This window comes from uncultured Martelella sp., from assembly GCF_963677965.2.
Lineage (GTDB): Bacteria > Pseudomonadota > Alphaproteobacteria > Rhizobiales > Rhizobiaceae > Martelella > Martelella mangrovi.
Genome location: NZ_CAXXFM010000001.1, coordinates 2,162,765 through 2,183,457 on the forward strand (window position 1 = coordinate 2,162,765; position 20,693 = coordinate 2,183,457).

14 protein-coding genes are annotated in these 20,693 nt (G+C 62.5%); 12 read left to right on the plus strand and 2 right to left on the minus strand.

The features are described 5' to 3' along the window. Positions 1-33 precede the first annotated feature (33 nt). The 5 genes from addB (at position 34) to ACHZCU_RS10195 (ending at position 9,843) form a co-directional block, all read left to right on the plus strand. Positions 34-3,234, plus strand: coding sequence for a double-strand break repair protein AddB (gene addB / locus ACHZCU_RS10175; RefSeq protein WP_319518693.1), 3,201 nt, complete (start codon positions 34-36; stop codon positions 3,232-3,234). Beyond that, on the plus strand, positions 3,227-6,751 hold the full coding sequence (addA, locus tag ACHZCU_RS10180; RefSeq protein ID WP_319518694.1) for a double-strand break repair helicase AddA: 3,525 nt from the start codon (positions 3,227-3,229) through the stop codon (positions 6,749-6,751). Before addB ends, addA begins: the two co-directional genes overlap by 8 nt. A gap of 114 nt (positions 6,752-6,865) precedes the next feature. Beyond that, positions 6,866-7,189, plus strand: coding sequence for a thioredoxin (gene trxA / locus ACHZCU_RS10185; RefSeq protein ID WP_106312355.1), 324 nt, complete (start codon positions 6,866-6,868; stop codon positions 7,187-7,189). A 222-nt stretch (positions 7,190-7,411) separates the two neighbouring features. Then, positions 7,412-8,989: a glucan biosynthesis protein gene (locus ACHZCU_RS10190; RefSeq protein WP_319518695.1), complete on the plus strand. Its 1,578-nt coding sequence runs from the start codon at positions 7,412-7,414 to the stop codon at positions 8,987-8,989. An 89-nt stretch (positions 8,990-9,078) separates the two neighbouring features. Then, positions 9,079-9,843, plus strand: coding sequence for an SDR family NAD(P)-dependent oxidoreductase (locus ACHZCU_RS10195; protein ID WP_319518696.1), 765 nt, complete (start codon positions 9,079-9,081; stop codon positions 9,841-9,843). Here ACHZCU_RS10195 and ACHZCU_RS10200 read toward each other — a convergent pair. Together ACHZCU_RS10200 and ACHZCU_RS10205 are read right to left on the minus strand one after the other, a co-directional pair. Next, positions 9,832-10,608 carry a SapC family protein gene (locus ACHZCU_RS10200; RefSeq protein ID WP_319518697.1) on the minus strand — a complete coding sequence of 259 codons (777 nt, stop codon included), beginning with the start codon at positions 10,606-10,608 and terminating at the stop codon, positions 9,832-9,834. The genes ACHZCU_RS10195 and ACHZCU_RS10200 overlap by 12 nt on opposite strands. A gap of 166 nt (positions 10,609-10,774) precedes the next feature. Next, positions 10,775-11,770: a LysR substrate-binding domain-containing protein gene (locus tag ACHZCU_RS10205; RefSeq protein WP_319518698.1), complete on the minus strand. Its 996-nt coding sequence runs from the start codon at positions 11,768-11,770 to the stop codon at positions 10,775-10,777. A gap of 302 nt (positions 11,771-12,072) precedes the next feature. Here ACHZCU_RS10205 and ytfQ point away from each other — a divergent pair, with 302 nt between their 5' ends. The 7 genes from ytfQ to araD all read left to right on the plus strand — a co-directional run bounded on the left by ytfQ (position 12,073) and on the right by araD (position 20,625). After that, on the plus strand, positions 12,073-13,023 hold the full coding sequence (gene ytfQ, locus ACHZCU_RS10210; RefSeq protein WP_106312311.1) for a galactofuranose ABC transporter, galactofuranose-binding protein YtfQ: 951 nt from the start codon (positions 12,073-12,075) through the stop codon (positions 13,021-13,023). 90 nt (positions 13,024-13,113) lie between these two features. Next, a complete protein-coding gene (locus ACHZCU_RS10215; protein ID WP_181190878.1) occupies positions 13,114-14,634 on the plus strand; it encodes a sugar ABC transporter ATP-binding protein in 1,521 nt (506 codons plus the stop codon). Further along, positions 14,634-15,665, plus strand: a complete 1,032-nt coding sequence (locus ACHZCU_RS10220) for an ABC transporter permease (protein ID WP_319518699.1) — start codon at positions 14,634-14,636, stop codon at positions 15,663-15,665. Before ACHZCU_RS10215 ends, ACHZCU_RS10220 begins: the two co-directional genes overlap by 1 nt. Beyond that, positions 15,662-16,633 (plus strand): galactofuranose ABC transporter, permease protein YjfF, encoded by a 972-nt coding sequence (gene yjfF, locus ACHZCU_RS10225; protein WP_106312300.1) that lies wholly within the window; start codon positions 15,662-15,664, stop codon positions 16,631-16,633. Before ACHZCU_RS10220 ends, yjfF begins: the two co-directional genes overlap by 4 nt. A gap of 77 nt (positions 16,634-16,710) precedes the next feature. Continuing rightward, a complete protein-coding gene (locus ACHZCU_RS10230) occupies positions 16,711-18,369 on the plus strand; it encodes a ribulokinase (RefSeq protein WP_319518700.1) in 1,659 nt (552 codons plus the stop codon). A gap of 41 nt (positions 18,370-18,410) precedes the next feature. Continuing rightward, the gene (araA, locus tag ACHZCU_RS10235) at positions 18,411-19,919 is read left to right on the plus strand and encodes an L-arabinose isomerase (protein ID WP_106312294.1); all 1,509 of its coding nucleotides are present in this window, start codon (positions 18,411-18,413) and stop codon (positions 19,917-19,919) included. A 13-nt stretch (positions 19,920-19,932) separates the two neighbouring features. Beyond that, entirely contained in the window at positions 19,933-20,625 is a 693-nt protein-coding gene (gene araD / locus ACHZCU_RS10240; protein ID WP_106312291.1) for an L-ribulose-5-phosphate 4-epimerase AraD, read from the plus strand. Positions 20,626-20,693 lie beyond the last annotated feature (68 nt).

Here is a 20,693-nt window from a genome sequence, read left to right on the forward strand (position 1 = left end):
CGTGGGTGAATCGGACAAGGAACGGAGCCGGAGATGGCGGGGGCGAAAAATGCCGGATTGTGGACGATACCGCCGGGTGTGCCGTTTCTGCAAACACTGGCGGAAAACCTTCTTTCCGGCCGGCTGACACCGGATTTTCGCTATCATGACAAAGATCCGCTTGCCCTTGCCGATGTGAAGATATTCCTACCCACCCGGCGTGCCGTGCGTGTGCTGCGCGGCGAGTTCTCGGCTCTTCTCGGCGGTGCGGCGGCAATTCTGCCGGAAATCCGCGCGCTTGGCGAAACCGATGAGGACGAGCATTATTTCGAGGAAAACCTGCCGGAAAGTGCCGAAAGCCTGCCGCCGATCGAGCCGGTGCCGCGGCTTCTGGAACTTGCCGGTCTGATCCTGCCATGGCGCAACCGGCTTTCCGATGAACTGGCCGGTCTTCACGGCGGTTCGCCGCTGGTCGCGCCCGCAAGCCCGGCCGATGCCGTCTGGCTGGCCCGCGATCTCGCCGAACTCATCGATGCAATGGAGACCGAGCGGGTTGGCTGGGATCGGCTGGCATCGCTGGAACAGGAAAACTATGCCGTCTGGTGGCAACTGACCGCCGAATTTCTGAAAATCGCGGCGCTTTACTGGCCGGGCCGGCTGGACGAGCTTGGCCGTTCCTCTTCCATCGCCCGCCGCAATGCGCTGCTGTCCGGTGAGGCCGAGCGGATATCGGCCATGACCGGAAACGCACCGGTGATTATCGCCGGTTCCACCGGTTCGGTTCCCGCAATTGCCGATCTGATTGCCGCCGTTTGCGATCTGCCGCAGGGGATCGTGGTTCTGCCGGGGCTTGATTGCGACATGCCGGAGGAGGACTGGCAGGCGCTGACGGCGGCCGATGCCGATCCCGCCATGCCCGATCCTTCGATCCGCAGCCATCCGCAATATGAGATGGCGCGGTTGCTCGAACGCCTGCCGCGAAAGCGCGCCGATTTTGCCACCCTTGCCCGGCCCGAACCGCCGCTTGCCAACCGCCGCCACATTCTGGCTGCCGCCTTCGCGCCGGCGGATGCGACCGACCGGTGGGAGCGCTGGCGCACGGACATTGAAGCTGAGGACATGGAGACCGCCTTTGCCGATGTCTCGCTGATGGAGGCGGCCAATGAGCGGCAGGAGGCGCTGGCCATTGCCTGCGCGCTCCGGCTGGCGCTGGAAAAGCCGGGCGAAGACGGCCGTCCGGCGCAGGCTGCCCTGATCACGCCCGACCGCAATCTCGCCCGGCGCGTTGCCGCAGAGCTTCATCGTTTTGCAATCGAGGCGGATGACTCGGCCGGGACGCCGCTTTCCACAACAGGCCAGGGCACGCTGCTGACGCTGATGCTCGAGGCGGCGCTGAAACCCGGCGATCCTGCCGTGCTGGCGGCCCTTATGAAACATCCGCTGGCGCGTTTTGGCCTTTCTGCCCGGAAAATGCGCGCCGCAAGTGCGGCTTTCGAACTGATCGCGCTGCGCGGCGGTACGAAAACCGTCGACCTCGGACACCTTCCGACCTTTCTCGATGATGCGCTGGACCGCCAGAAAGACGAGCGCTACCCGCCGCACTGGCGCACCGCATTGCCGAAGGGGGCGGCGGAAGCTGCCCGCGACCTTGCCGCACGCATTGACGCTGCGCTGTCGCCGCTGATTGAAACCCATGTTGCCCGTGGCCCGGACCAGCCGCCGCTGACCGAAGCGGTGGCGCTTTCCGGCTGGGCGGAGCGCACCGGCCGCGCATTGGAGGCGGTTGCCGCCGACGAGGCGGGCGATCTTTCCGCACTCTGGTCCGGCGAGGCCGGCGAGCGGCTGGCCACCGTGCTTTCGGAGACCATGGGGTCGGAAAGCCCGATTGAAGCCGACGGCCCGCAATGGATCGACATCATCGCCGCCCTGACGGCATCCGAGGCGGTGAAGCCGCGCTCCATGGGCAATCCGCGCGTGTTCATCTTCGGTGCGGTCGAAGCGCGTTTGCAGGATGTCGATACCATCGTTCTTGGTGGGCTCAATGAAGGCGTGTGGCCCACACAGGCGAAGAACAACCCGTTCCTGTCGCGCGGCATGAAGGCGGAAATCGGCCTCGAACCGCCGGAAAAACGTGTCGGCCAACTGGCCCATGACCTGACCATGGCCGCCGGTGCGCCGCATCTGGTGTTTTCGCGGGCGCTGCGGCAGGGCTCGGCCCCCACCGTTGCCAGCCGCTGGCTGCAACGCCTGCTGGCCTTTGCCGGCCCGCAGACCGAGACCGCGCTGAAACGGCGCGGCGATGCGATGCTGGGCTGGGCGGCGGCCCTTGATGACGCGCCGCGCACGGCCATCCCGGCCCGTCCGGAACCCTATCCGCCGGCCGAAGATCAGCCGAAACGCTATTCCTTCTCCGAAATCGGACGGCTCAGGCGCGACCCCTATGCGATCTATGCCCAGAAGGTTCTGAATCTCGATCCGCTCGCCCCGTTCAATGACGATCCTTCGGTCAAGGAACGCGGCATTCTCTATCACGCACTGGCCGAGCGTTTCATCAAGTCCGGCGCGGACCCCGCAAGCGAAGCCGGACACCAGGCGATGGAGGATGTGCTGGCCGGTCTTCTTCTCGAAACCGAACTGCCGCCACATCTGGCGCTGAGCTGGGTGCCGCGGCTGAAATCCGTGGCCCAGGAACTCCTGAAATTCGAGGCGGCAAGACGGCTGTCAACGCCGATCGACAGGACGCTGACGGAAGCGGGCGCCGGTTTCGATATTCCGCTGGCCGATATCAGGCTGACCGGCATTGCCGACCGGATCGACATTCTGGATGACGGCCGGGCCGAAATCATCGATTACAAGACCGGCATTTCGCCCTCGCTCAATCAGGCCCGCACGCTGCTCGAACCGCAATTGCCGCTGGAGGCGGCGGCCCTTGCGGCGGGCGCCTTCAAGGACGTGCCCGCTCTTGAAACCCGAAGTCTCAAATATGTGCGGCTGAGGCCCGGACACCGGTTCGGCGTCGACGCCCTGGAAAAGGCGGAAACCAAAAAGGAACCGGCGATTACCGCGGAAGATCTGGCAAGCGACGCGCTCCGGGAGTTCACCCGGTTCGTCACCGCGCTCAAGACCGGCGCCCGGCCGTTTGCCTCGCGTCTCATTCCGGCAAGCGCGCGCGATTTCGGCGGCGAATACGACCATCTCGCCCGCGTCGCCGAGTGGTCGACGGCGGATGACAACGCGGAGGGCGGCGATGACTGACGATCCGGGAATGAACGCCAGCCCCGAAGAATGGCTGTCATGGACCACCGGCCGCCAGCGGCTGGCATCCGACCCGGCCCGCACGGTCTGGGTTTCGGCCAATGCCGGCTCCGGCAAGACCCATGTGTTGACCCAGCGAGTGGTTCGGCTGTTGCTTGCCGGCGCACGCCCGTCGGCGATCCTCTGCCTTACCTACACCAAGGCGGCGGCATCCGAGATGTCGAACCGCGTCTTCGGCCGGCTTGCCGAGTGGGCGGTGCTGCCGGAAACAGAACTTGCCGATGAGATTGCCGAAATCGAGGGCGCGCGGCCCGATGCGCTGAAAATTGCGGTGGCGCGGCGGCTTTTTGCCCATGCGCTGGAAACGCCGGGCGGGCTGAAAATCCAGACCATCCATGCCTTTTGCGAAAGCCTGCTGCATCGTTTTCCGCTGGAGGCCAATGTTGCCGGGCACTTCTCGGTTCTGGACGATATTGCCGCCGCCACGCTTCTGGCCGATGCCCGCCGCCAGCTGCTGACGGCAACGGCAAGCCGGGAGGACCCCGCCCTGTCGGATGCGTTTCAGACGGTGCTGGACATTGCCGACGACAGCGGGCTGGAAAAGCTGCTCGGCGAAATCGTCAGCGCCCGCCATGCCGTGCGGCCTTTTCTCGAAGAGGCGCGCCGGACGGACGGGCTGGAGGCGCGACTTCGCGCTGCCTATGGTTTTGGCAAGGATGCGGACGCGGAAACCATTGCCGCCGAAGCCTGGCCGCTTGCAGGCCTTGAGGACCTTTCGACACTGGTCGGGATTGCGCGCGATGACGGCGGGTCGCGGGCCGCCGGTTTTGCCGATCAGCTGCAGGCCGCCGTTGAGGCGAAGGATGCCGTCTCCCGGTTTTCGGCGCTGGAAAGCGCCTTTCTCAAGGCCGACGGAACGCCGAAGGCGGATTCGACGCTTGTGTTCAAGTCGTTGCGGACCAAAGCGCCGGAACTCGGCGAAGCGGTTCTGGCCGCCGCCCGGCAGGTCTTTGCCGTTCGTGACCGGCTGAACCGGTTTTACATTTTCGAAAAGACGCTTGCCGCACTTGTTCTCGCAGACCGGCTCGACACGCGCTACGAAGCGCTCAAGCAGCGGCGCGGCAAGCTTGATTTCGAGGACCTGATCGCCCGTACGGCAGCGCTTCTGGCGCGCTCGGATTCGGGCCCATGGGTGCACTACAAGCTCGATCAGGGCATCGACCATATTCTGGTGGACGAGGCGCAGGACACCGCGCCGTTGCAATGGGATGTGGTGCGGGCGTTAAGCGAAGATTTTTTCACCGGCGAGGGCGCGCGGCCGGGTCTGCGCACCATGTTCGCCGTCGGCGACGAGAAACAGTCGATCTATTCGTTTCAGGGCGCCCGCCCGGAGCGTTTCGCCGCCGAAGGCCGGCTGACGCAAAAGCGGGTGTCGGCGATCGCGGCCGATTTTTCCAAGCTCGGGCTACCGCTTTCCTTCCGCTCCACCGCTTCGGTGCTGTCGGCGGTCGACTGCGTGTTTTCACTGCCGGAAAACCGAAAGGGGCTTTCGGCCGAAGGTGATGAAACGGTGCATGTCTCCAACCGCCTCGGCCACCCCGGCAGCGTCGAGGCCTGGGAGATGATCGCGCCGGCCGAAACGGAAAACGAGGAGGACTGGACCGCCCCCTTCGATGCCACGCCGGAACAGGCCCCGGCGGCCATTCTCGCCCGGCGGATCGCGCATCGCATTTCGCAGATGATCGGCCACGAGACAATCGTCGAGAAGGATCGGGCACGCCCGGTGCGCGCCGGAGACATTCTGGTCCTGGTCAGAAAGCGCGACGCCTTCGTCAACGCACTGACACGGGCGCTGAAATCGCCCTATGACATTCCCGTTGCCGGTGCCGACCGCTTGAAGCTCGCCGATCACATTGCGGTCAAGGATCTGATGGCGCTTGGCCGTTTTGCAGTGCTGCCGGAAGACGATCTGTCACTGGCCGCCGTTTTGAAGAGCCCGCTTCTGGGGCTTGGCGAAGACGATCTGTTTGCGATTGCCGCCCGCCGCACACCGGGCGAGCATGTCTGGTCGTCGCTGCGCCGGCTGGCTGCGGCGGGTGACGAGACACTGGCCGCGACGGTGGCGACACTGGAGCGCATCATCAATGCCGCCCGCCGCCGCACCGCCTTTGATTTCTACGCCGATATCCTGGCGCGTGAAGGGGGGCGGCGGGCTTTTCTTGCCCGGCTCGGCAGCGAGGCCGGGGATATTCTGGACGAGTTCCTGAATGCGGCGAAGGATCATGAAGATACCGGCCTGCCGGGGCTGCAGTCTTTCCTCGACGTGATGGAAGAGGGCGGTCTCGAGGTCAAGCGCGAGCAGGACAAGGGCCGCGACGAGGTTCGGATCATGACGGTACATGCCTCCAAGGGGCTGGAGGCGCCGGTGGTGTTTCTGGTCGACAGCGGCGGCCGTCCCTTTGTCTCAAGCCATCTTTCGGGCTTTCGGGTGATGGCGGAAGGGCTGCCCGTCTGGCATGCCGCGAAAAAGGATGCAGACCGTAGCGTGCTGGACGATATCGCGCGGCGCGAGGACGAGACGAAGGAGGAATACCGCCGCCTTCTCTATGTGGCGATGACGCGCGCCGCCGACCGGCTGGTTGTCGCCGGTTATCGCGGCAGGACGGAAGTGCCGGATTGCTGGCACAGGCTCGTCTGGTCGGCGCTATCGACGGATGAGAAGGAGCGCGCGCAAACGGTCGAGATGGTCGGGCCTTCCGAGGAAAGCTGGTCAGGCCTGATCTGGCAGGAAAAAATTCCGCCGCGCGTTTTCAAACCCGTTGTCGATGACACGGCAGATGCGGAGGAGCGTCTGCCCCTGCCGGCGGCGCTCACCGAACCGTTTCGCGAAGAGGCAAGACCCGCGCCACCGCTCAGCCCATCGCGGGCGGGCCTCGAGGTGGAAGACCCGCCGCCGCTTGTCACTTCGCCGCTTTTCGGCGCGGCTTCCGCCAGTCTGGCGCTGGAGCGCGGACGGCTGGTCCATCGCCTTTTGCAATTGCTGCCCGGTTTCGATGCCCGTGACCGTGAGGATGCCTGCCGCCGCTATCTGTCGCGCGCTGCAACGCACCTGCCCGAGGCAGAAAGCGATGCCATCTGGAAAAGCGTGATGGCGGTGATGGCGGTGCCTGAACTGGCGTCGGTGTTTTCGGCCGACGCCCGGGCCGAGGTTTCCATCACCGGAACCGTCAGGCTTGAGGCGGGCGCCTTTACGGTCTCTGGTCGGCTCGACCGGCTGGCGGTGGAAGACGATGCCGTGGTGCTGGTCGATTTCAAGACCAACCGCAACCCGCCGCAGGAGGGGGAGGCCGTGCCGTTGAGCCACGCCGCGCAGATGGCGGTCTATCGCGAAATCCTGGCGCCGCTCTACCCGGGCAAGGCGGTTTCGTGCCTGCTGGTCTATACCGAGACGACGGCGGTGCGCCGTCTGACGGCGGACGAACTTTCGGCCGCGCTGGCGGCTCTTTCGACAAAGTGAGCGCGGCGGCATTGATTTTTCCACCGTCTGTGCTCACATGGAGGACAAATCTACGATAATGCGAAAGTATCTCGTTCGCCGGGAGCACTTTTCGCCTTCTCCAAGGAGTTCATGATGACGACAGTCAAGGTCAATACTGCCAACTTCAAGCAGGAAGTGCTCGAATCCGAAGAACCCGTCGTGGTCGATTTCTGGGCCGAATGGTGCGGCCCGTGCCGGATGATCGGCCCGAGCCTCGAGGAAATCGCCGAGGAAATGAACGGCAAGGTCAAGATCGCCAAGGTCAATGTCGACGACAATCCCGATCTGGCGGTTCAGTACGGTGTCCGTTCGATCCCGATGCTGGCCATGTTCAAGGGCGGCGAGCTTGCCGACGTCAAGGTCGGTGCTGCCCCCAAGACCGCGCTTTCAACCTGGATTTCCGGCGTCGTCGGCTAAATCGACTGCAGTTGGTTTCACCTTTCGAAGCCCGCTTCCGCACGGAGGCGGGCTTAGTTTTTTTATAAATCTTTCTTCCGCCTCCGCGCTCCGGTTTTGTTAATAATCCGAGCCTGTTTTTCAGACGGGCTTCGGCATATTTTTCAGAAAACGGGAACTTCGGGCGACCGATCGCGTTAACGCATCCAGAGTGTTTTCGGTCCCCCTCGGAGTATCCCCCTTATGACGAACCGTTCCGTTCCGCCTTCCCGTCTCTCCTTCCTTCTTCTTCCCGTTCTTGCCCTCTCCACCCTTTCTGCCACAGCCTCCGCTCAGGATTTCAAACCCGAACTTGGCCCGGCCGAACCGTTTTCCTTCGAAACCCTGGCCGAAGAGGCAAAGGCGCTCTCGCAAAAGCCGTTCGAAGCCTATCCGGTGGAACAGCCCGAACTGTTCGATGCCATTGATTATGATGCTCACTGGAAGATCGTGTTCCGCAAGGACCACACGGTTGATGTCGGCGATGCGCCGATCCAGTTCTTCCACCAGGGCCGTTATTTCAAGGAACCGGTGACGATCAACGTGGTTGAGGACGGCGAGGCGCGTGAAGTGCTCTATGACGCCCAATATTTCGACATGCCGGATGACAGCCCCGCCAAGGCGGTGGAGGATTTCGCCGGCTTTGCCGGGTTCCGCGTCATGCGGCCCGATCTGAAGACAGACTGGATCTCATTCCTGGGCGCGAGCTATTTCCGCACCGACGGGCCGGACGGGCAGTATGGGCTTTCCGCCCGCGCCTTGGCTGTCGACACCGGGCTTTCGCGGCCGGAGGAGTTTCCGCGCTTTACGACGTTTTATCTCGAAGAAGACGACAAGTCCGGCGACAATGTCGTCATCTACGCGCTGCTTGACAGCAAGAGCGTGGCCGGCGCCTATCGTATCGAGGCGGAAAACGAAGACGGCGAGGGGCAGGTGCTCAACATCAAGAGCCGGCTGTTTTTCCGCGAACCGGTGGAACGGCTCGGGATCGCGCCGCTGACCTCGATGTACTGGTATTCCGAAACCCATCGCAACATGGCCTTCGACTGGCGTCCGGAAGTTCATGACAGCGACGGGCTGGAAATTCTGGCCGGTTCGGGCGAACAGATCTGGCGGCCGCTCAACAACCCGCCGCGCGTTGTGACCTCAAGCTTCTACGACGAAAACCCGAAGGGCTTCGGCCTGATCCAGCGCGACCGCAATTTCGATCACTATCAGGATGACGGTGTGTTCTATAACCGCCGGGCTTCCGCCTGGATCGAGCCGGAGGGCGACTGGGGCAAGGGCATGGTTCAGCTTGTCGAGCTGCCCTCCGACGACGAGATCTACGACAATATCGTCGCCTACTGGCTGCCGGAGGATCTGCCGAAGGCGGGCGACGAACGCGATTTCTCCTACACGCTCACCTGGGCAAAGACCGCGCCGCCGAGTGAACGCCTTGCCGAGACCACGGCAAGCCGCATCGGCCGCGGCGGTGTGCCGGGCCAGCCGCGCCCGGGCGATCAGGTGAAGGTGGTCGTTGATTTTTCCGGTCCCGCGGTTGAGGGCCTGACGGATGATGACGACGTTGAGCCGGAAATCACCGTCGGCGACGGTGCTGAGGTTCTCAACGCCTATGCGATGCAGATTGTGGGTACCGACGACTGGCGGCTGACCTACGACCTGAAATTCGATGGCACGGCCGATACGGTTGATGTCCGCGCCTATCTGGCCGAAGATGGCGAGCCGCTGACCGAGACCTGGCTTGGCCAGCTCCACCCGGCCCAGTTCGCCCCGCACTGAAAAAACATCGTCCGGCGCGGTGAAAGGAATATCGCCGCGCCGTCGCCCGGGCGCTGGACGGCATTGAAACAGAAAGGGAGGGACCCGGCGTGATACCTGTCAATGATCTGGAGGGACTGAAGGTCCTGATCACTGGTGCAAGCTCCGGTATCGGGGCGGCTGCCGCGACGGCCTTTTCTCGCGTCGGCGCCGAGGTGACACTTCACTACAATGCCCGCCGGGAGGCGGCCGAAAGCCTTGCCGCCGCACTGCGCGAAGAGGGCGGTACCGTGCATCTCGTCTCCGGTGATGTGACCCGGGCGAATGATGCGGAAGATATCGTCGCACGGTCTGTGGCGATGATGGGCGGGCTCGACTGCCTCGTGAACAATGCCGGTGCAATCGGGCGCACGCCGTCTGCCGGTTTCGACGAAGCCGTCTACGATCAGGTCTTCGATCTCAACACCCGGTCGGTGCTCAGGCTGGTGGGCCATGCAGCCCCGGCGCTGAAGGCAAGCGACCGGGCGTCGGTTATCAATCTGGGCTCGATTGCCGGGCGCAACGGCGGCGCGCCGGGCTCGGGCATCTATGCTGCGGCCAAGGCGGCAGTGCATTCGCTGACACGGGCGCTTGCCCGCGAAATGGCGCCCGACGGCATTCGCGTCAACGCCATTGCACCGGGTGTCATCGAAACCCCGTTCCATGACGACACGCCGGATGCCGTGCTTGAGGCGGCGCTGAACGCGATCCCGCTTGGCCGCCTCGGTGTGCCGGAAGACTGCGCCTGGAGCTTCGTCTTCCTCGCCTCGCCGACCATGTCCGGCTATATCACCGGCCAGATCATCGATATCAACGGCGGTCAGTTAATGCCGTGACGGCGCGTCATGGCCGTTTGCCGAGACCTGCCGGTTGCGCTCCATCAGCAGGCCCCAGTTCTGGGCGGAAGCAAGATGCAGGGCCGCGGCATCGGTCCAGCCCTTTTCGGTCCACTGTTTGAGCGTGCGGGCCGGCAGGTTGCGGTAGCGTTCCGGGTCGATCACGCTGAAACCGTCGAGCCGGTAGCGGGTCTTGTCGGGAAATTCCATGTCGACATGACGGGCAACCAGAATATCGGTGTCCGTAAGCGCCTTCAGGAAGGCCGTGTCCTGCGCACGGTGCTGGTGATAGGCCTCGCAAAGCTGCAGCATCGGCTCCACCACCTTGCTTGCCGTGCCGTCGTCATTGAAGATCGGTGCGGCATCCGGAACCTCGGCAAGCGGCTTCACGCGGCCGCTTTCGCTGTCATAGGCAAGGTAGCGCGTGTCTTCATTGGGGGCCTGGACCAGAATGAACGGATAGCGGCGGATATAGGCCGGCACATAGGCATGCGGCGCCCAGCTTCCGTCTGCTTCCAGCATCAGGTTATGGCCCTGTTTGAGGCCGACGATCGCAACCGGCGCCGGTGAACCGCCGGCATCGATGAAAACAATCGGATAATGGCGCACGGCCGGCATGAATTCCGTTACCGAAAGCGGGATTGCCGTCGCGTTTGAAGAAAAGGAGAAGTCGTTTTTGGCAACAAGACCAAGCCCCTTGTGCTCTTCAAAACGCAGGATCTGTGGCTTCCGGTAGAACAGCGGCATGGGGTTTTGCGTGCTCATCAGTCAATGCTCCTTCATCCGCCGGCAAAATGCCGATTCGCCTCTTCTACTATCGATGCCGCAAGCCGACAATTGCCGAATATCATCTATTCCGCGGTTGGAAATATGAGGTTTATGCGGCAAACGCTGGCGTTGGCTCAGGGCGGAACGGATGCAACCGTGCTGTTCAGCGGTTGACCAGGTCTTCGGGAAACTGGTCCGGGCTCAGAGCGATCTGCCGGTCGATCAGCGTCAGCACCCGTTCCACCGGGGGCGGCTGGACGGCAGTGATGCGCTGGATGATCGAATAGGAGCTGACATCGATATTCTCACGCACCGGCAACCGGCGGATCGCCGCTCCCAGCGTGCCGTCGGCATGCAGGAAATCGGCGACCGGACGGGCCACCGGTGTCACCGCGTCGGTCTGCGAAATGATGGCAAGCGACAGCAGCGGCGAGGTGGTGACAAACACATGGCGGGGCAGGGTGAAGCCGTTGGCCAGAAGATGCGCCTCGATCGACCGGCGCATCGGTGTGCCGACCGGTTGCAGCACCCAGTCATATGCGAGGCAATCGCCAATCGAGAGCGTGTCGCGTTCGCAAAGCGGATGGTCCAGTCTGGCGATCATGTCGATCGGTTCGACGCCGAGCGGGCGCATGGTTACGGACTTGGCGTCCACGTCCTCGGGAAGGCGGCCGATGTAGAAATCGAGGTCATGGGAAAACAGCGCTTCGGCCAGTTTCTCGCTGGTGTCGACCAGAACCGAAAGCTCGATTTCAGGATAATTTTCCCTCAGCTCGCGAACGACCGGCAGCACGAGCTGCATGGCAGGGCCGGTGACTGCGCCGATGCGGACCTGGCCGCGCGCGCCGTCGACGATCTGCGAGATTTCCTGATGCGCATGGTCGAGCTGGTTGAGAATGATCAGCGCCTGGCGCGCCATCGCCTGCCCGGCCTCGCTTAAGACAACGCCGCGGCCGTGACGCTCGTAGAGCTTGGCGCCGACGGTATGTTCCAGTTCGGACAACAGACGCGATGCCGCCGATTGGGTCATACCCAGTTGCGCGGCGGCGGAAGAAATCTGGCCTTTGCGGTCGAGAAGGGCGATCAGGCGCATCTGCGAAAACCGCAGACCGCGCCGGATGAACTCGTCCTGGCTCCCATAGCGTTGGTTGTGCGCCATAACATCCATACCAATTCTGCTATATCAGAAACACGATTATTCATTTGTACGTATGACGGGAAATTGTAACAATTCCCCGCATCGCAAGGCCTTTTAAACGCAGGAATGTCGGGCAGATCACGCCCTGGTTCCGCGTTGGTCGACACGGTTTCGCCGGGAGGAAACGTCGAACACCATGTTATCCATGCCATTGTGATGCTTCGGCCGCAAGGGCCGAAAGGCAGGGTTTCCGCATCCGGCGGGGACCGGTGCCTGAACGGCGGGAAGACCTGCCGTTCGTTCTTAAAGGGAGGACAAGACAGATGAAATCCATACTTCTTGCAGGTGTTGCTGCATTCACGCTTGCTGCCACTGCCGCTTCTGCGCAGACGGTCGGCTTTTCGCAGATCGGCTCGGAATCGGGCTGGCGCGCTGCCGAAACGACGCTGACCAAACAGCAGGCCGAAGAGCGCGGCATCGATCTGAAATTCTCTGATGCCCAGCAGAAGCAGGAAAACCAGATCGCGGCCATTCGCGCATTCGTTGCGCAGGGCGTCGATGCCATCCTGCTCGCCCCGGTTGTCGCGACCGGCTGGGACAGTGCACTGGAAGAAGCCAAGGACTATGACATTCCCGTCATCCTGCTCGACCGGCAGATTGATGCATCCGACGATCTCTACATGACAGCCGTCGGTGCCGACAGCGTTCATGAAGGCGAAGTTGCCGGCGGATGGCTGGTCGACACGGTCGATGGCAAGGACTGCAATGTCGTCGAGCTTCAGGGCACGACCGGGTCGTCCGTTGCGATCGAACGCAAGGAAGGCTTTGAAAAGGCAATCGCCGATCATCCGAATGTCACGATCATCCGCAGCCAGACCGGCGACTTCACCCGTTCCGGCGGCAAGGAAGTCATGGAAAGCTTCATCCAGGCTGAAAACGGCGGCGAAAACATCTGCGCCCTGTTCGCGCACAATGACGACATGGCTGTCGGTGCGATCCAGGCCATCAAGGAAGCCGGTCTCAAACCCGGTACGGATATCCTGACGGTCTCGATCGACGGCGTTCCGGACTACTTCAAGGCGATGGCCGATGGCGAAGCCAATGCCACCGTGGAACTGACACCGAACATGGCCGGTCCCGCCTTTGACGTTCTGGAAGCCTATTGGGCCGACGGCACCATGCCGGAAAAATTCATCCAGACGGATTCGAAGATCTACACGCAGGCTGACGATCCGACGGCTGAATATGAACGCCGCAAGGGCCTTGGCTACTGATTGATCCTCCCGGAAGCGGCCGGGGTCTGCCCCGGCCGCATCTACATGACGGCGCCCCGGCGCCGAAGGATTGCGCCAAGGTGCTTCGAAATGCTTCTCACTATCCAAGATCTCACCAAGACTTTCGTTGGCATGAAAGCCCTCGACAGCGTCGACTTCGAGCTGGCCGCCGGCGAAGTGCATGCATTGCTCGGCGAAAACGGCGCCGGCAAATCGACGCTGATCAAATGCCTGACCGGGGCCTATACCCGCGATGAAGGCACGATCACGCTTGAAGGCAAGCAGATTTCGCCGCGCTCGACATCCGAGGCGCAGGAACTGGGGATCGGCACGGTCTACCAGGAAGTCAACCTGCTGCCCAATCTGACGGTGGCGCAGAACCTGACATTCGGCCATGAAAAGCGCCGTTTCGGCATTATCGATGCACGCGCCCAGAAGCGCGATGCCGAGGCGATGCTGGAAGGTTATGGTCTCGACATCGATGTCGGGCGCGATCTCGGCGTCTATTCCGTTGCCATTCAGCAGGTCATCGCGATTGCCCGCGCCGTGGCGCTGTCGGGCAAGGTGCTGATCCTCGATGAGCCGACCGCCAGCCTCGATACGCGTGAAGTGGAAATGCTGTTCGGGGTCGTCCGGCAGCTGCGTGACAAGGGGCTCGGGATCATTTTCGTGTCGCACTTCCTCGATCAGGTCTTCGAGATCACGGACAGGCTGACGGTGCTGCGCAACGGCTGCAAGATCACGACGGAAGTGACGGCCGAACTCGACCGCGTCAAGCTGATCGAACACATGCTCGGACGCACGCTGGACGAAGAAGAGGAAGCCGGAACCCGGCGGACCACCGAAGGCCGCGTCAGCGCCGATCCGCTGCTCACCTTCGAAGGCGTCGGCCGCAAGAGCTTTGTCGAGCCGTTCGATCTTGAGGTGCACAAGGGCGAAGTGGTTGCACTCGCCGGTCTTCTCGGCTCGGGCCGCACGGAAACGGCGGAGCTTATCTTCGGCGTGCACACGGCGCAGACGGGCAAGATCGCGGATGCCTCCGGTCCGCTGAAGATCGGCAGTCCGCGCGATGCGATTGCGGCCGGTTTCGGCTTTGCCCCGGAAGACCGCAAGACCGACGGCATCATCGCCGACCTGTCGATCCGTGAAAACATCGCGCTGGCGCTTCAGGCCCGGCGCGGCTGGGCGCGGCCGATTGCCCGCTCCGAACAGGACCGGCTGGCGGCCGATTATATCGAGAAACTGGATATCCGCACGTCGGGGCCTGAAAAGGCGGTCGGCGAGCTTTCGGGCGGCAACCAGCAAAAAGTGGTGCTGGCGCGCTGGCTGGCGATGAACCCGCGTTTTCTGATCCTCGACGAGCCGACACGGGGGATCGATGTCGGCGCCCATGCGGAAATTCTGCATCTGGTGCGTGAAATTACAGCCGAAGGCATGTCGATCCTGATCATTTCGTCAGAGCTGGATGAACTGATCGCGGTGTCCGACCGGGTGATCGTCGTGCGCGACCGCCGCCATGTCGCGGAACTGACCGGGTCGGAGATCGCAACCGACAATATCGTCAAGGCGATTGCCAGCTCGAACAAGACGAATGAAAAGGAGGCGGTCTGATGCCCGGAGGTCTGAAACGGGTTCTTCCGCAACTGATCACGCTTGTCGTTCTGGTGGCGCTGGTCAGCATCGTGTTCCCGAGCTTTCTGCAGATCGATTATGCCAATGGCCGGTTTGTCGGCCCGGTGATCGATGTGGTCAAACGCGGCGCGCCGGTCGCACTGCTGGCGATCGGCATGACGCTGGTCGTTGCCACCAAGGGGATCGACCTTTCGGTGGGCACGGTGATCGCCATTACCGGAGCCGTTGCCGCAGCAACCATTGCCGCCGGATACGGACTGGTTGCCGCCGTGCTGATGGCGCTGGCGGCGGGGCTTGCCGCGGGGCTTTTCAACGGCGTTCTGGTCGCCTTTATCGGGATCCAGCCGATTGTCGCCACGCTGATCCTGATGATTTCCGGACGCGGCATTGCCCAGTTGATTACCGAAGGCCGGATCCTGACCTTCAACCTGCCGGGTTTTGCCTTCCTCGGTTCCGGCGACATTCTCGGGATTCCGGTTCCGACATGGATCTGGATCATCACGGCCGCGCTTGTGATTTTCGTCATGCGGCGCTCGGCGCTTGGCATGCTGGTGGAATCGATTGGCATCAACCGCCGGGCCAGCGCGCTGGCCGGCGTAAACGCCCGGGTTCTGCTGATTGCGGTTTATATGGCATCGGGAATGTGCGCGGCTCTGGCCGGGATCATCACCACGGCCGATATTCGCGGCGCCGATGCCAACAATGCCGGCCTGTGGCTGGAACTCGATGCGGTGCTCGCCACCGTGATCGGCGGCAACTCGCTGATGGGCGGGCGGTTTTCGATTTCCGCGTCGGTCATCGGTGCGCTGATCATCCAGACCATCGACACCGGCATTCTGTTGGCGGGCTTCCCGTCGGAGTACAATCTCGTCATCAAGGCGACGCTCGTTGTCATCATCCTTGTCCTGCAATCGCCCAATGTCGCCGGTAACCTCAAATTTCTGAGGCAAAGCCTTTTCAGCCGGGGCAACAAGGCCGGTGAAGCCGGACTGCAGGAGGCAGGCAAATGAAAAATCCGCGTTTATATCCGCTGTTTGCAACCATCGTGATTTTCATCCTGGCCTACCTGGTCTGCTACATCCAGTTTCCGTTCATGCTGTCGACCCGGGTGGCCGGTAACCTTTTGACAGACAACGCCTATCTCGGCATCGTCGCCGTCGGCATGACGGTGGTGATCCTGTCGGGCGGCATCGACCTTTCGGTCGGCTCGGTCATTGCCTTTTCAGGGGTTTTCATCGCGGTGATGCTGCGCGACACCGGGCTGCACCCGATGGTGGTTTTCGCCATGCTTCTGGTGCTGACAACGGCTTTTGGCGCGGCGATGGGCTGGCTGATCTATACGCTTGGCATGCCGGCCTTCATCGTCACGCTTGCCGGCATGTTCCTGGCCCGCGGCCTTGCCTATATGCTGACCATCGACTCGGTGCCGATCGACAACGCCTTCTTCGAAATGCTGCAGAAGGCCTATTGGCTGATGCCGGGCAAGGGGCGGCTGACGCTGATCGGCGTGATCATGCTTCTGGCTTTCGTCTTCGGCCATTTCGTGGCCCACAAGACCCGCTTCGGCGCCAATGTGTTCGCCATCGGCGGCGGTGACCAGACGGCCAGGCTGATGGGGGCCAGGGTCGGTCGCACCACGATCATGATTTATGCCTTTTCCGGGCTGATGGCGGGCCTTGCCGGCATCGTCTTCGCGATCTACACGGGCTCCGGCTATCCGCTGGCGACCGTCGGCACGGAACTGACGGCGATTGCGACCGTCGTTATCGGCGGCACCATTCTGACCGGTGGCGCGGGTTATGTTTTCGGCACGCTTTTCGGCGTGTTGACCATGGGGCTTATCCAGACCTACATCGTCTTTGACGGGACGCTGTCGAGCTGGTGGACCAAGATGGCAATCGGCATTTTGCTGTTGCTTTTCATTCTGCTGCAAAAGGGACTGCTCAAGCTGACTGTCGAACGGACGGCGGCATCCTGATCCAGGGAACACCAGTTCCCGGCGCGGGTCAGACAGCCGTGCCGGGAGCGAGGCGAGACAATAAAAAAGAGGCAACCATGTTCTCCATCGGAATCGACTATGGAACCAATTCGGTTCGCGCGCTCGTCGTCGGGTGCGACGACGGTTTTGAATACGGCACCCATGTCTACAATTATCCAAGCGGCGACCAGGGTGTGCTGCTTGACCCCTCCGACCCGCTGCTCGCGCGTCAAAGCCCGGCGGATTATCTGAAGGGGCTGGAGGAAAGCGTGCGCGGGGCGCTGGCCGAGGCGTCAAGGCACGAGGCCTTCGATCCGCAAAAGGTGATCGGCATCGGTGTGGATTCGACCGGTTCCAGCCCGTTGCCGGTTGATGAGAACAACGGCGCGCTGTCGATGGACCCGCGCTTTACCGACAATCTCAACGCCTATTGCTGGCTGTGGAAGGACCACACGAGCTGGCGCGAGGCGGAAAAGATCACGGCACTCGGCAAGGACGAGCGGCCGGAATATCTCGCCATGGTCGGTGATACCTATTCGTCGGAATGGTGGTGGTCGAAGATCTGGCACTGCCTCAATGTCGACCGTTCCGTTTTTGATGCGGCGGCATCCTGGGTGGAGCTTGCCGACTGGATTCCCTCCGTGCTTGCCGGCGTCAAGGCGCCGGCCGACGTCAAACGCGGCGTCTGCGCTGCCGGCCACAAGGGGCTTTACAACCCCAAATGGGGCGGTCTGCCGGACAAGGAGTTCCTCGGCAAGCTCGATCCCGCCATCGCCGATCTGCGCGACCGGCTTTATGATACGGCGCAGGATATTTCCGTACCGGCCGGCACGCTTTGCCCGGAATGGGCGGAAAAGCTCGGCCTTCCCGAGGGCATCGCCATTGCCACCGGTGCATTCGACAATCATCTGGGCTCGATCGGCTGCGGCATCGAGGAAGGCATGCTGGTCAAGGTCATCGGCACCTCGACCTGCGACTGCGCCATTGTCGACCTGTCGAAGTCCGACACCATTCCCGGCGTCTGCGGCATTGTCGAAGGGTCGATCCTGCCGGGCTTTTTCGGGATCGAGGCCGGACAATCGGCCGTCGGCGACATCTTCAAATGGTGGGTCGAGCGGGTCTGCCAGGGCGGGCCGGAGCTGCACCGCGAACTGACCGAGGAAGCAACGGCGATGAAGCCCGGCCAGAGCGGCCTTCTGGCGCTCGACTGGAACAACGGCAACCGCACCATTCTCGTCGACCAGCGGCTGACGGGTCTGATCATCGGCCAGACGCTCTATTCGACCCGTGCGGAAATCTACCGCGCTCTGGTCGAGGCAACGGCCTTCGGGGCGCGCGCGATCGTCGAGCGGATGACGGATTTCGGCGTGCCGATCGACAAGGTCGTCTGCGCCGGCGGCATTGCCGAAAAGAACCCGATGCTGATGCAGATCTATGCCGACGTGATGAACCGCACCATGCTGGTCACTCGTTCGGCCCAGACCTGCGCGTTGGGGGCGGCGGTGGCTGCCGCAGCCGTTGGCGGATCGCACGAGACCATCGGCGAGACGACGCGCGCGATGACCGGTCTGAAGGACATCCGCTACGATCCCATCCCTGAAAACGTCGCGATCTATGAAGAGCTTTACGGGCTCTACCTGACGCTCCACGACGGTTTCGGCGGCATCACCCGCGACAGTGACCTGTCGAAGGTGATGAAGGATCTGATCGACATCAGGGAAAAGGTGCGGGGCTGAAGCGCCCGCCTCATACGTTTTTTGCAGAAGGAAGAAATAACATGATCGGCCTGAAGCCCCTCAAGATCTGGTTCGTGTGCGGCTCGCAGCACCTTTACGGACCTGAAGCGCTGGCGGAAGTCGACGCGCAGTTCAACGCCATTGCCGCAGCGCTTTCCAAGGATGGCAATCTGCCGCTCGAAATCGTGCCGCAGCCTGTTGTCAAAAGCCCGGCGGAAGCCGCCGAGCTTGCCGTGCGCGCCAATTCCGATCCCGAGTGCGGCGGTCTGATCCTGTGGATGCACACATTTTCGCCCTCGAAAATGTGGATCCGCGGGCTTTCCATGCTCAACAAGCCATTCCTGCATTTCCATACGCAATATGCCCGCGAACTGCCGTGGGACACGATCGATATGGACTACATGAACCTCAACCAGTCGGCCCATGGCGACCGTGAGGCAGGCTTCATCCACACCCGCATGCGGCTTGGCCGCAAGGTGGTTTCCGGCCACTGGTCGGACCCGGAGGTTCACGCGCGGATCGATGCCTGGATGCGCGCCGCGCGCGCCTGGGACGACTGGCAGGGCGGCCGGTTCTGCCGCTTCGGCGACAATATGCGCGAGGTTGCGGTGACCGAGGGCGACAAGGTCGCCGCCGAAATGAAGCTCGGCTTTGCCGTCAACGGCTATGGCATCATGGACCTCGTTGACGTGATGAACACGCTCGACGACGATGACGTTGCCGCACTCGCTGCCGAATACGAAAACCAGTATGACGTCGTCGATGTGTTGAAAAAGGGCGGCGAACGCCATGATGCGCTGCTGAACACCGCGCGCCAGGAACTCGGCCTCAAAGCCTTCATGGAAGCCGGCGGCTTCAAGGGCTTTACCGATACGTTCGAGGATCTGCACGGCATGGAGACCCTGCCGGGCATGGCCGCCCAGCGGATGATGGCGGCCGGCTACGGCTTTGCCGGCGAGGGCGACTGGAAGACGGTGGCGCTGGTGCGCGCGCTGAAGGTGATGGGCCATGGCCTGAGCGGCGCGACCTCGTTCATGGAGGACTACACCTATCATATGGCGCCGGGCCACGAGCAGGTGCTGGGTTCGCATATGCTGGAAGTCTGCCCGTCGATTGCCGATGGCACGCCGAAGGTCGAAATCCACCCGCTCGGCATTGGCGGCAAGGCCGATCCGGTGCGCATGGTCTTCAATGCGAAGCTCGGGCCGGCGCTCAATGCTTCGCTGATGGATATGGGCAACCGTTTCCGCCTGCTGGTCAATGAGGTGACGTCGGTTTCCCATCCGGACCTGCCCAACCTGCCGGTTGCGCGCGCCGTGTGGGAATGCAAGCCGGACTTCAAGACCGCGCTTTCGGCGTGGATCCTTGCCGGCGGCGCCCATCACACCGCCTACAGCAACGACGTGACGACGGAAATGCTGGACGATTTCGCCACCATGGCCGGGATCGAACTGGCCGTCATCAACGAGGACACCAGGCTCGACCGTTTCCGGCAGGATCTCAGGAACAACGAGATCTACTGGCATCTCGGTCTCGGCATCAAGGCTTGAGAAAGGGCATCAGATGTATACCGAAATCCGGCGCGAGGCCTATGAGGCCAATATCGCGCTTCCAAGACACGGGCTGATCAACCTGACCTTCGGCAATGCCAGCGCCGTCGACCGCGACAAGGGCGTCTTCGCCATCAAGCCATCCGGCGTCGATTATGACGAGCTGTCGCCGGAAAACATGGTGATCGTCGATTTCGATGGGGAAATCGTGGAGGGCAATATGAGGCCCTCCTCTGACACGCCGACGCATCGCTGCCTGCTGATGGCCTTTGAAGGCATCGGTGGCGTGGTCCACACCCATTCCACCAAGGCGACCGCCTTTGCCCAGGCGGGCAGGGCGATCCCGAATTTCGGCACCACCCACGCCGATTATTTCTACGGCGAAATCCCGGTGACGCGGAAGATGACGCCGGAGGAAATCGCATCGGCCTATGAATGGGAAACCGGCAATGTCATCCTCGAACGGTTCAAGGGCCTGAACCCGCTCGATTTTCCGGGCGTTCTCGTCAACCGCCATGCGCCGTTCACCTGGGGCAAATCGGTGGCCAAGGCCGTCGAGGTCGCCGTCGCGGTGGAATGCATTGCCGAAATGGCGCTGATGTCGATCCAGATTAATCCGGGCTTGCAGGCAATCGAACAGGAACTGCTCGACAAGCATTTTCTGCGCAAGCACGGCGCGACGGCCTATTACGGCCAGCCGGAATAGACTGTTCCGCTGCGTCTGAATTGAAGGCCGTCCCTTGTGGGCGGCCTCTGTTTGTTGACAAAGCTGCC